Raw genomic sequence first — 11,011 nt, 5'->3', positions numbered from 1 at the left:
GGCATACACCGGGGGCGGCCCGGGCGGACACAACTTCCCCGTATTTTCCAAGGTCCGCCGGGGGTGACCGTTCAGGTCGAGAGAGTTATATGAGTTCTGCCGCCGGACGGTGCGGGTCGCGAGGGTTGGGGAGCCCGATGACCGACCCACCACCGAGGACAGGCCGGGTACATGGGAGCCCGCGCCGTTCCGCTCCGGCGAAGGAGGCGCGAGCCCCCGGGATGTGGGAACCCCGGGGAGGCTCCCCTCGACGCCACGGGCCGGCGGGACCGGGAGAGACAACCCGGCCCCGCCGGCCAGCTCACACTTTGGGCGACTGTCACATGCCTGCGAGCAGGTACTTACGGCGGCGGCTCGTAGGCGGCGCCGTCGCGACCACCAAGCCACGCTCGACAAGTTCCCGCAACACCGGCCGAAGCGCAGTTAGCGTCTTACCCGTAGCCTTTGCTACATCCCGAACGGAAAGAGCTTCGTCCGCACTCAGGACGGCAAGGATCTCCCACTCAGCTCCCGTCGCCTCAACGCTCCTTGTCTGATCGGCGAGCGCATAGGGGCCGTCATTCATACCCACCAGGAGACCGTCGGCGACAAGACTCGCGAGAACGTGACGCAGAGTGTCCATCGGTGACGTTTTCCTTGGTGCGATCACCCCAGAAGCCGCCAGGGTTGATGACCTCGACGCGATCGGCATACACATTGACAGCAACCTGCTGCCCTGTAACGAAGTGGGAGTAGTCGCGGTGCATGACCGCGTTGGCAATTGCCTCCCGCAGGACGTCCTCCGGAATCTCGGGAATGTCGGTGCCACGGGTACCTTCAACGATTCGACGCGTGCGTAGGTTGCGCATGACGGTGTGTACGGCATCGTCAATTGCCTGCGGCAGTGGACCATCACAGTTACGGCGGTCTAGGAATCTGACGGTGGGGTCCTGAGACTTGGCGGTACCAGGATGAACGGTTACATCGATGGTCAGCTGGGGATACTCCTGTTGTGGGTAAGTACCGAGAGCCAGATAGCCGGCCAGGGTGGGAGTGCCGTCGACCGTAAGAGCGTTAAGCCTCTGCAGTGCGGATACGTGATCATCCGGGGCAAGCCCTGTGAGTGCACGCGAGCCGCTTGCCCGCACCCTTTCCACCGTGCGGCTCACCAGGTCCGGATCGAGATCTGCGAAGGTCCGCCCGCCAACAGGCTGGCGATCGGCATGATCGTTGACATTCCGAGTCCTCAGGAGGTGTACCTCGTACGTGGTCAGGCGCTTGTCCGCGTCGCCGACTCGCTTATAGCTTCCCCGTTCCAGGCCCTGTGCGACGACGTGTTTCTCAAGTTCCTCGTCAGTCACGACCTCAGTGCACGTCAGTGAGAGCCTCACTTTCTACAGTGAGAGTCTTTTTTTCTAGAGTGAGCACGTCAGTGACCTGAGTGAAGTCGTCGCTGAGAGCAGTGGGTCATGCACCCGCGCAGCGAACGGGTTCCAGGCGTGTTGGCGAATCGCCGACGCGGTAACTGCCACCGCACTTACGGGGTACACACAGGCCTACCGCCGCACCGTTGCCTCCGCCTCGCCCGGGGTATAGCGTCGTTGCCGTCTCGACGATGAAGTCTGCAGCCCGAGGAGACCGCCGTGAGCAGCGACGCCCACACCACCGACCATGCCCCCGTCCCGGCCGCACGTACGCCCGCCCACCCGCGCCACCCCTCCGCGCCCGCGACGACCCGCCCCTACAGCGCCCCCATGCCCGACCAGAGCCCGGCCCCGCCGTCGGGCGGGCCGGTGCGCTTCGGCGTCGTCGGCGCGGGCTGGCGCGCCCGCTTCTTCCTGCGCCTGGCCACCATGGCCCCCGGGCGGCTGGAGTGCGTGGGCGTCCTGGCGCGCCGCGGCGAGGCTCGCGCGGCCCTGGCCGAGGAGTTCGGCGTCGCCACCACCGACTCCCTCGACGGCCTGCGAGCCCGCTCCCCCGAGCTGGTCGTGCCGTCGGCGAGCTGGGCCGCCATGCCGGACCTCATCCGTGAACTGGTGGACCGCCGCACCCCCGTCCTGGCGGAGACTCCGCCCGCACCCGACCCCGACTCGCTGCGCTCCCTGTGGCACGACGTCGGCGCCTCCAGCCTGGTACAGGTCGCCGAGCAGTACACGCGCATGCCCGGTCACGCCGCCCGCCTCGCGGCCATCCGCGCCGGCGCCATCGGCACGCCCGCCTGGGCGCAGGTCTCCTCCACGCACGGCTACCACGCCGTCTCCCTGCTGCGGCACTTCCTCGCCGACGACGCCGCCCCGCTCGCCGGCCCCGTCACCGTCACCGCCCGCAGCTTCCCGGTACCGCTCCTCCAGCCGCTCGGCCGCGACGGCTGGAGCGCCGTGCCGGCGGTTGAGTCCGGCCAGACGGTGCTCGCCACTCTCGCCTTCGACTCCGGCCGCACCGGCGTCTACGAGTTCACCTCTAATCAGTGGCACAACCCACTGCTGTCCCGCCGCGTGCTGGTGCGCGGCACCCTGGGGGAGATCGTCGACGACGCCGTCACCCGCTGGGTGCCCGACGCCGGGGCGGTGACCAGCCGGATCGAGTACCGGCGCACCGGGCGCGACCTGAACCTCGAGGGCAACGACCTGATCCACGCCAGCCTGGACGGGCGAGTGCTCTACCGCAACCCGTGGGTCGGCACGCGCATGAGCGAGGACGACCTCGCCGTCGCCACCATCCTTCAGGACACCGGCCTCTGGGTGCGGGAGGAGGGCCCGGCCCCCTACCCGCTGGCGCAGGCCTGCCAGGACCACCTGCTCTCCTGCGCCATCGATCAGGCCGCCGCCTCCGGCCGGGACGTGACCACCGACGTCGAGGACTGGGCCTAAGGGCCGGCGTCCACCGACCAGGACCGCCAACTACTGACAACTACTGTTAAAAAATTAACAGTAGTTGTCAGTAGCTTGTCAGTAGCGGGTACCTGCGGAATCCACATCTTCGGCCGTACGTACCTGCTGGTCAGGCCCCGGGGATGACCCACGTAGATCGCGGGTCTCGCGGCGACCTACCGGTGCGCATCACCAATCCCTCGGCCTCCAGAGCCTTGAGGCGCTTCAACGCCGTTTGGCGGGTGACACCCATCGCGTCAGCAATGTCCGCAGTACCGAGCGGCCCGGTGCTGCGCAGCAACGCCATGGCATCGAGCGCGGGCCGGCCAAGCCGGTCGGCAACCGTCGTCGATATTCGCGAGGCGGCATCCAGACTCACTATTACGCTCGTCGACGTCTGCCGGTACACCGGATCGCCGAGACCTGCCTGGCGCATCTGCCCCACCATGCGACGAATCCCCTCACCCAGTTCCTGAGCGAATCCCAGGTCCGAGCAGACGCGCGCGATACGCGGGTTACGCGCATATCTGGCGATCTCAAGCGGTCGGGACGGGTCGACCAGTCCGGGGAAACGGCCCGGCGAGGAGACCTCAATACGATGTGGGAAGATCGAGACCCGGATGTGGTCACCAGCCATCGAGTACGAGCGGTGGATGACTGCGTTGACGATCGCCTCCATCCACGCCTCGCGAGGAATGACATCCACCGGACCGAATTTGCCATCTACGCCGAGTGCACGACGGCGTGGAGCCCACTCCTCGACCAAGGAGAAGGCGGCTTCAATCATCTCCGGGATCGTGCCCTCCAGGCGGCGATCACCATCGGCAACCATCGTCTGGCGTGATCCCACACCGGTCTCATCGGCCTGGTATCGCAGCACGCGCACGAGTGCCTGCGGGAGGAAACGCTGCGGGTGCACCCCCACCAGGAGCAGTCCGGCAACCGTCAATCGATCATCGGGAGTTACTAGAGAGCGTGCGCGCAGTACGTGCAGGTCATCCCCTTCCGCGCCAATGACCTTCCGAAGTGCGTCTACACGAGCCGAGTCCACACCTTCGAGGCCGACTGGAGCCGGCTGCGCCTCATAGGCATCGGCCTCACGGTCGTAGACGAGTTCCTGCCAGGCTGTCCGACTCAGCGTGATGGTCGAGTCACCCGCCCGAATGAAGGCCTCCTCGTCGGTGCGTTGATGGGCGTGACGACTCGGCTCCACCAGAAACACCAGGACATGGTCCTGCGTGTGGTCGGAGCGTTCGACCGGCATCTCCTCCACCCTGAGCACGAGTGGCGGATCGATGAGATCAACCGGGACCCGGCGCAGTCGGTTGACCTTGCGGGTCTCGCCGTCAATACCTTCAATCCGCCCCTCGCTGACCCCCACAGCCACCATGCCGCCTTCGGCATTGGCCATGCCGATCAGCGCGGCAGCGAGCCGCTTGGCGTCGACGCGCACCGACTTGCGTTCAAACCATTGGGTCTCCGGCGCACCAGCGAGCAGCACCCCGCGCTGCCGCGGTTCTGCCACCGCCAGCGCATCGATGTCGATCTTGCCTGTCGGCTCTCTCGCAGCCATCTTCACAGACCTACTGTAAAGAAATTAACAGTAGTTGTCAGTAGCTTGTCAGTAGCGGGCGCCGCGGCTGCGTCGGCGGCGCCCCTCAGGGGCGCACCGCGACGGCCTCGATCTCCACGCCCGCGCCCAGCGGCAGCGCCGCCACCTGGAAGGCCGCCCGGGCGGGCAGCACCGCGCCGGTGAAGAAGCGCGCATAGACCTCGTTGACGGCGGCGAAGTCGGCGATGTCCGCCAGCAGCACCGTGGTCTTGACGACGTGCTCGTACCCCAGGCCGGCGGCCTGAAGGATTGCGCCGATGTTGGTCAGCACCCGCTCGGCCTGGGCCACGATGCCGCCGTCGACCAGCTTGCCGGTGGCCGGGTCGAGCGGCACCTGCCCGGAGATGTAGACGGTGGCGCCGCTGCCCGCGCCGGTGGACACGGCCTGGGAGTAGGGTCCGACGGCGGCCGGGGCGCTGGTAGTGGCAATGGCGGTCTGTACAGCGGTCGACATGTCGGCATCCTAGCCGCGCGCCACAGCCCGCCATCCCGCGAGACCGGCACCAGTAACACGCCGAGACCGGCACCAATGACGCGCCGCGGCCGGTCGCCCCGGGCGGGCCCGCGCCGCCCCACGGACCGCCGCCCTGCCCGCTCCAGCAAGACCAATACGTCCGACTTCCGGGATTCCCGGGACATGCCCCGTGGTCCGTGACACACTGCACCCATGCACGAACGCGCAGGACTTCCCGCCCAACCAGAGGACCTCATTGACGTCGATGAGGTCGTCAACGCCTACTACGAACTTGTCCCCGACCCCGCGATCCCGGCCCAGAAGGTCGTCTTCGGCACCTCCGGCCACCGCGGCTCCTCCCTGGACACCGCTTTCAACGAGGCTCACATCGTCGCCACCACGGCGGCAATCGTCGAGTACCGGCGTTCCCAGGGAACCGACGGCGTGCTCTACATCGGCCGCGACACCCACGCCCTGTCCGAGCCGGCCTGGCGCACCGCCATCGAGGTGCTCTCGGGCGCCGGCGTCACCACCGCGATCGACGCCCGCGGCTCCTACACGCCCACCCCCGCCGTCTCGCACTCGATCCTGCTGGCAAACGGCGCCGGCACCGAGTCCGGCGTGCGCACCACCGGCCCCGGCCTGGCCGACGGCATCGTCGTCACCCCCTCGCACAACCCGCCCCGCGACGGCGGCTTCAAGTACAACCCGCCCCACGGCGGCCCCGCCGACTCCGACGCCACCAGCTGGATCGCCGCGCGCGCCAATGAGCTCCTGGCCGACGGCTGGCGCGATGTGCCGCGCGTGCCGATCGCCGAGGCCCTGGACGGCAACTACGTCGTCAAGCACGACTACCTCGAGACCTACGTGGCCGACCTCGAGAACGTCATCGATATGGATGCCATCCGCGACGCCGGCGTGCGCATCGGGGCCGACCCCCTGGGCGGCGCCTCGGTGGACTACTGGGGCGCCATCGGCGAGCGCTACGGGCTGGACCTGACCGTGGTCAACCCGAAGGTCGACCCTGCCTGGTCCTTCATGACCCTGGACTGGGACGGCAAGATCCGCATGGACTGCTCCTCCCCCAACGCCATGGCTTCACTGCGCAACGCCATGACCCCCGACGCCGACGGCAACACCCCCTACGACGTCGCCACCGGTAACGACGCCGACTCCGACCGCCACGGCATCGTCACCCCCGACGGGCTGATGAACCCCAACCACTACCTGGCCGTTGCCATCGAGTACCTGTTCACGCACCGGCCCGGTTGGCCCGTGGACGCCGCCGTCGGCAAGACACTGGTGTCCTCCAGCCTCATCGACCGAGTCGTGGCCGCCATGGGCCGCAAGCTGGTGGAGGTGCCGGTCGGCTTCAAGCACTTCGTGCCCGGCCTGCTGGACGGCTCCGTCGGCTTCGGCGGCGAGGAGAGCGCCGGCGCCTCCTTCCTGCGCAAGGACGGCACCGTGTGGAGCACGGACAAGGACGGCATCATCCTGGCCCTGCTGGCCAGTGAGATCATCGCCGTCACCGGCAAGACCCCCTCCCAGCTGCACGAGGAGCAGGTGGAGCGCTTCGGCGCCTCCGCCTACGCCCGCATCGACGCCGCCGCCACCAAGGAGGAGAAGGCCAAGCTGGCCGCGCTGTCGCCGCAGGACGTCACCGCCACCGAGCTGGCCGGGGAGCCGATCACCGACCGCCTGGTGCGCGCCCCCGGCAACGACGCCCCCATCGGCGGGCTCAAGGTCACTACCGCCAACGCCTGGTTCGCCGCGCGCCCCTCGGGCACCGAGGACGTGTACAAGATCTACGCCGAGTCCTTCAAGGGCGCCGACCACCTGGCGCAGGTCCAGGAGGAGGCCAAGCAGGTGGTCTCCGCCGCCCTCGGCGGCTGACCGCCGCGCGGTAGGCACAGCACCACGCCACAACACAGCCGGGGTCCGGCGATGGGACGTCCCATCGCCGGACCCCGTGTTCAGTTCTCGCGCCAACAGCCCAAACGACGGGCCACCGGCTCGACGAGTTGTACGGTCTGCCGCGAGAGCACCTGAGCACTGGTCAGCCTGAGCGGCACATAACCCCGCCGCAGCAACGACTGGTCGCGTCGACGATCGTTCTCCCAGGAGTCCCGGTCGCCGTGGTAGGCGTACCCGTCTGTTTCAATGACCAGGCGCCCCATGAGTAGATCCACCTCGAAGCCGAGATCGGCGGCTACTTCTGGTTCCTGCCCGGCCTCCTGCAGGTCGTACCGAGCAATCGTCTCCAAGAGGGAACGAGCCCGAGGATCAGCCCGCCCCAGCAGGGATCTCAGGCGACCATTACGCGGGCCCATCAACCTGGTCAAAAGCATGGTCTTGTCAACCAGCCCGATTCGCAGAGCGGCATCCAGTGCGATCAGCGCATCGAGCTCGTCAGCGCAGCGCATCACCGTCAGCAGGACGGACTCCGGATCGGCGACCGGCGGCTTCAGCGGGTCCTGCGGCGCCAGCCCCTCAATCCGGTGAACAACAACCCGCCCCACTCCCGACGGGGTATGGCTGCGCCCACGCCGAACAGCGACGTGAACAACAGTTGGCTCTCGGCGCAGGGGAATTCCGTAGTGCGCAAGCGCGTGCCCGCAAGTCAGCAAGCCACCGACGCGCCTGGCCACGACCGTCGCCCGATCGGTCGACGGCAACGCGACTACCCCCTGGGGATAGGAAACGACCTTGCCTCCCTCAACCAGCCTCGCGAGGGCGCGCCAGTCGGAGCGGTCACGGCACACACTTGCGCGCCGCGCGGCACCGCAGCGACTGAGGTCAGCCACGAGACGAGATTCCCTATCAACACAATCCACAATCAAATACTGTCAAACATAATCGTCAACACTCAACAGACAGACGTGGTCTGTGGAAAACCTGCACCGCCTGGCCCGTCTTCGGAGCAGCCGCCCGCCCGTCAGACGCTCCTGCCAACCCGCCCCATCCGCAGATACCGGCCCCGGTGTCACTGGATGCACCACATTCACGTTGCGTACGCTGTCCCCGGCCCACAAGCCTGGAACCCAGGCGCAGAATCACGCCGATCGCCGTGACCCCCAGGACGCACCACACCCGAAAGTGGTGCATTCCATGACAGATCCGGGCCAATTAGGCTTGCCTGCGTGACTCAGCAGCGCCCCTCAGGCCCCTCCGACCGCCACATCGAGTACGTCTCCGGGCTGCCAGGCGCGGACACGGACTCCGCCGCAGTCGGCTCGGCACCGGCGGGCGGGCGCGGGCCGCGCGGCCCTATTCCGCATCAGCAGTCGCGCCCCGGCCCCGAGGACGACCTCCTGCTGGCGACGGGAGAGCCGGTGCGCCCAGCGTCCACCCGGGCCGGGCGCAGCGGCGCCGCATCCCCACGGCCCGGCGCGCCCAGGACGGGCTCTCCAGCCTCGGCACGCACGAGCGCACAAACCGGCCGCCGTACCTGGATGCCGAACCAGCACGGCGCGCACTACATGCTGCTGCTGCCTCCGATCATGGGCTGGGTCGTGGGCGGGTTCAGCTGGGTGAACCTGTTGTTCATCCCCGCCTGGCTGGGCGCCTACCTGACCTACTGGGCCTGGTCACAGTGGGCCCGCGCCCGCTCCCCGCGTCGGCGCGCACTGGCGCTGCCTCCGCTGGCGGTTTACACCAGCTGGACCGCTCTGCTTGGCATTGTGACGTTATCCGTGGCCCCATACCTGTTGCAGTGGGCGGTGCCGTTGGCGCCGTTGTGCGCAGTCGCCCTACGGGAGTCCTGGCGCGGCCGAGAGCGTTCACTCCTCTCGGGACTGGCTACCACGATCGCCGCCTCCCTCATCGCGGCAGTCACCTACTCGCTCGGAGTCGGCGGACGCGGAGGATTCCTAGGCACGGGACCCGACGCCACCAGCCTGCCCGGAGCCTCCCCCAACGGCGAGCTGACGGGATGGGCATGGATGTGGCTGGTGACCGCACTGACAGCGGCCTACTTCTGCGGGACGGTGCCTTACATCAAGTCGATGATCCGCGAGCGCTTCAACCGGCCGCTACTGGCGGGCACGGTCGCGTGGCACGCACTCGTCGCCGCCGGCACGGTGTGGCTCGCCAGTGGCGGCTGGCTGCCGTGGGCGCATGCCGCACTGTGGCTGGTGTTCGCTGTGCGCTCCCTGGTCGTGCCGCTATGGCAGTGGCATCTGGTGCGTGCCCGCCGAGCCCCGCTGCGTCCCCGGGTCATGGGCATCACCGAGATCGTTTTCTGCCTGTTGTTCCTGCTGACTATCGCCATTCACTGAAGGGCGCCATCCCCGCAGACGGCAGGGGCAACCTGGAGCAGGACGTGGTGGTGCTGCCCGACTCCAGCCATCCCCACAAATGGCCGGAGCGGCCTGCACTATACGGGCCGTTAGGACCCATAACACCGCCATCCCCACGGACGGCCGGAGCTGCCCCATCGGTCCGGCGAGTCGCCTACATGCACGTTCGGGACCTGAACAACCCACCCTCCTCAGCGCGCACGCCAGGCGGCAGTGGCGGCCAGCACGCGGTCGTTCTCAGCAGGGGTGCCGATGGATACGCGCACACCTTCGCCGACGAAGGGGCGCACCAGGATCCCGGCAGCCCCGAAGTGCTCCGCGAGCGCGCTCGTCTCCTCCCCGACAGCCAGCCAGAAGAAGTTCCCCTGCGAGTCGGGCACGTCCCACCCCTGCTCGCGCAGCGCGGCCAGCACCCGATCCCGTTCGGCCGCAACGGCTGCGGCGCGGCGGGCGGTCTCGCCCAACACCTCTGGCTCCAGGGCGGCGACCGCGGCTGCCTGCGCCGGCAGGTTCACGCCGAAGGGCGTCGCTACCGACCGGATAGCGGAGATGATGCCGGCCTCGCCCACGAGGTACCCCACACGCAGGCCGGCCAGAGCGTGCGCCTTGGAGAAGGTACGGCTGACCAGCAGGTTCGGGTGCTCCTCCAGCAGCGTGAGCGCATCCCCAACCGCGGAGTCGGTGACGAAGTCGAGGTAGGCCTCATCCACGATCACTAGCACTCGCTCAGGCACGCCCTCCACCAGCGCGGCGAGTTCATCCGCGGTCAGTGCCGGACCGGTGGGGTTATTGGGAGTGCAGGCGAGCAGGGCGCGCGTGCGGGGAGTAATGGCGGCGATCATGCCGGGTACGTCGTGTCGGCCGTCGGCCGTGAGCGGAACCTTGACGGCCCGCGCGCCGGCGACTGCGATGCAGATGGGGTAGGCCTCGAAGGAGCGCCACGGCAGGACCACGTCGTCACCCTCGTCGCAGACGGTGTCCAGGACGTGCTGGATGAGGGCGACCGACCCGTTGCCCACCACCACCTGCTCGGGCGCCACCGCGTGCCGCCTGGCAATCGCCTCCACCAGCGCGTCCCCCGCCATCTGCGGGTAGCGGTTGGCGCCACCCGCGGCTGCCGTCAGGGCGGTCAGCACACTGGCATGCGGCGGGTAGGGCAGCTCGTTGCTGGAGAGCTTGGCTACGTCCTTCCCGGTGGAACGGGCGCCGGGAACATATGCGGGCAGAGTCTGGACGGCGGAGCGGAGATGCACGGGGGTCATGCCCTCATCCTGGCACGCAGCGCAGGCCTGAGTGACCCGCATCCCGTTCCCGCCGGGACCCGGGTCTGGGAGTATGGACGCATGGACTTGATTGTTCGCACGCTCGGAAACGCGGGCGGCCTGTGGCTGGCGGTTGCGCTATTGCCAGGCATGGCCGTGCCGGGCACACCGAGCCTGACTCTGACCGTGGTCAACCTGCTGGTGGTGGGCCTGGTACTGGCGCTGGTGAACTCGCTGATAAAGCCCGTGGCCCGCGTGCTGGCCTTTCCCCTGTACGTGATGACCTTCGGGCTGTTCGCACTGGTGGTCAATGGGGCGATGCTCATGCTGACCAGCCGGATAACGGACGTACTGGCCGGCGTGAGCACCGGTGCGGAACTGACGCTGGGACTGCACGTGGCCACGTTCGGCACCGCGATCGTGGGCTCTCTGATCGTGTCGGTCGCCTCGGCGATAATCGTCGGCGTTCTGGGGCCGAGCGACCACCGAAACGGCCACTGAGGCAAGCACTGAAGTGAGCACTGAGGCGACCGCTG

Annotated in this window: 10 protein-coding genes; 4 read left to right on the top strand and 6 right to left on the bottom strand. The window is 68.2% G+C overall.

Going from position 1 to position 11,011, the window contains the following annotated elements:
• Window positions 1-319: 319 nt before the first annotated feature.
• The gene (locus CWT12_RS00535) at window positions 320-565 is read right to left on the bottom strand and encodes a MarR family transcriptional regulator (RefSeq protein ID WP_161923276.1); all 246 of its coding nucleotides are present in this window, start codon (window positions 563-565) and stop codon (window positions 320-322) included.
• On the bottom strand, window positions 558-1,340 hold the full coding sequence (locus tag CWT12_RS00530; RefSeq protein ID WP_161923275.1) for an ATP-binding protein: 783 nt from the start codon (window positions 1,338-1,340) through the stop codon (window positions 558-560). Before CWT12_RS00530 ends, CWT12_RS00535 begins: the two co-directional genes overlap by 8 nt.
• A 282-nt stretch (window positions 1,341-1,622) precedes the next feature.
• Between CWT12_RS00530 and CWT12_RS00525 the strand changes: the two genes are divergently transcribed.
• The gene (locus CWT12_RS00525; protein WP_202616230.1) at window positions 1,623-2,849 is read left to right on the top strand and encodes a Gfo/Idh/MocA family protein; all 1,227 of its coding nucleotides are present in this window, start codon (window positions 1,623-1,625) and stop codon (window positions 2,847-2,849) included.
• A 130-nt stretch (window positions 2,850-2,979) separates the two neighbouring features.
• Here the strand turns inward: CWT12_RS00525 and CWT12_RS00520 are convergent, their stop codons facing one another.
• Window positions 2,980-4,422, bottom strand: a complete 1,443-nt coding sequence (locus tag CWT12_RS00520; RefSeq protein ID WP_161925209.1) for an ATP-binding protein — start codon at window positions 4,420-4,422, stop codon at window positions 2,980-2,982.
• Window positions 4,423-4,507: 85 nt separating this feature from the next.
• The gene (locus tag CWT12_RS00515; RefSeq protein WP_161923274.1) at window positions 4,508-4,915 is read right to left on the bottom strand and encodes a Rid family detoxifying hydrolase; all 408 of its coding nucleotides are present in this window, start codon (window positions 4,913-4,915) and stop codon (window positions 4,508-4,510) included.
• 213 nt (window positions 4,916-5,128) lie between these two features.
• Between CWT12_RS00515 and pgm the strand changes: the two genes are divergently transcribed.
• Window positions 5,129-6,808, top strand: coding sequence for a phosphoglucomutase (alpha-D-glucose-1,6-bisphosphate-dependent) (gene pgm, locus CWT12_RS00510; RefSeq protein ID WP_161923273.1), 1,680 nt, complete (start codon window positions 5,129-5,131; stop codon window positions 6,806-6,808).
• Window positions 6,809-6,888: 80 nt separating this feature from the next.
• Here pgm and CWT12_RS13595 read toward each other — a convergent pair whose 3' ends face one another.
• On the bottom strand, window positions 6,889-7,434 hold the full coding sequence (locus tag CWT12_RS13595; RefSeq protein WP_237564222.1) for a hypothetical protein: 546 nt from the start codon (window positions 7,432-7,434) through the stop codon (window positions 6,889-6,891).
• A 621-nt stretch (window positions 7,435-8,055) separates the two neighbouring features.
• Here CWT12_RS13595 and CWT12_RS00500 point away from each other — a divergent pair.
• Entirely contained in the window at window positions 8,056-9,192 is a 1,137-nt protein-coding gene (locus tag CWT12_RS00500) for a YwiC-like family protein (RefSeq protein ID WP_202616229.1), read from the top strand.
• A 212-nt stretch (window positions 9,193-9,404) separates the two neighbouring features.
• Here CWT12_RS00500 and hisC read toward each other — a convergent pair whose 3' ends face one another.
• Window positions 9,405-10,475, bottom strand: coding sequence for a histidinol-phosphate transaminase (gene hisC / locus CWT12_RS00495; RefSeq protein WP_202616228.1), 1,071 nt, complete (start codon window positions 10,473-10,475; stop codon window positions 9,405-9,407).
• An 81-nt stretch (window positions 10,476-10,556) separates the two neighbouring features.
• Between hisC and CWT12_RS00490 the strand changes: the two genes are divergently transcribed.
• Window positions 10,557-10,976: a phage holin family protein gene (locus CWT12_RS00490; protein WP_161923271.1), complete on the top strand. Its 420-nt coding sequence runs from the start codon at window positions 10,557-10,559 to the stop codon at window positions 10,974-10,976.
• The last annotated feature ends 35 nt before the right edge of the window (window positions 10,977-11,011 follow it).

The organism is Actinomyces sp. 432 (assembly GCF_009930875.1).
Classification (GTDB): Bacteria; Actinomycetota; Actinomycetes; order Actinomycetales; family Actinomycetaceae; genus Actinomyces.
Note: the sequence above shows the minus strand (reverse complement) of the source record. Positions and strands in the feature narration are given on the sequence as shown.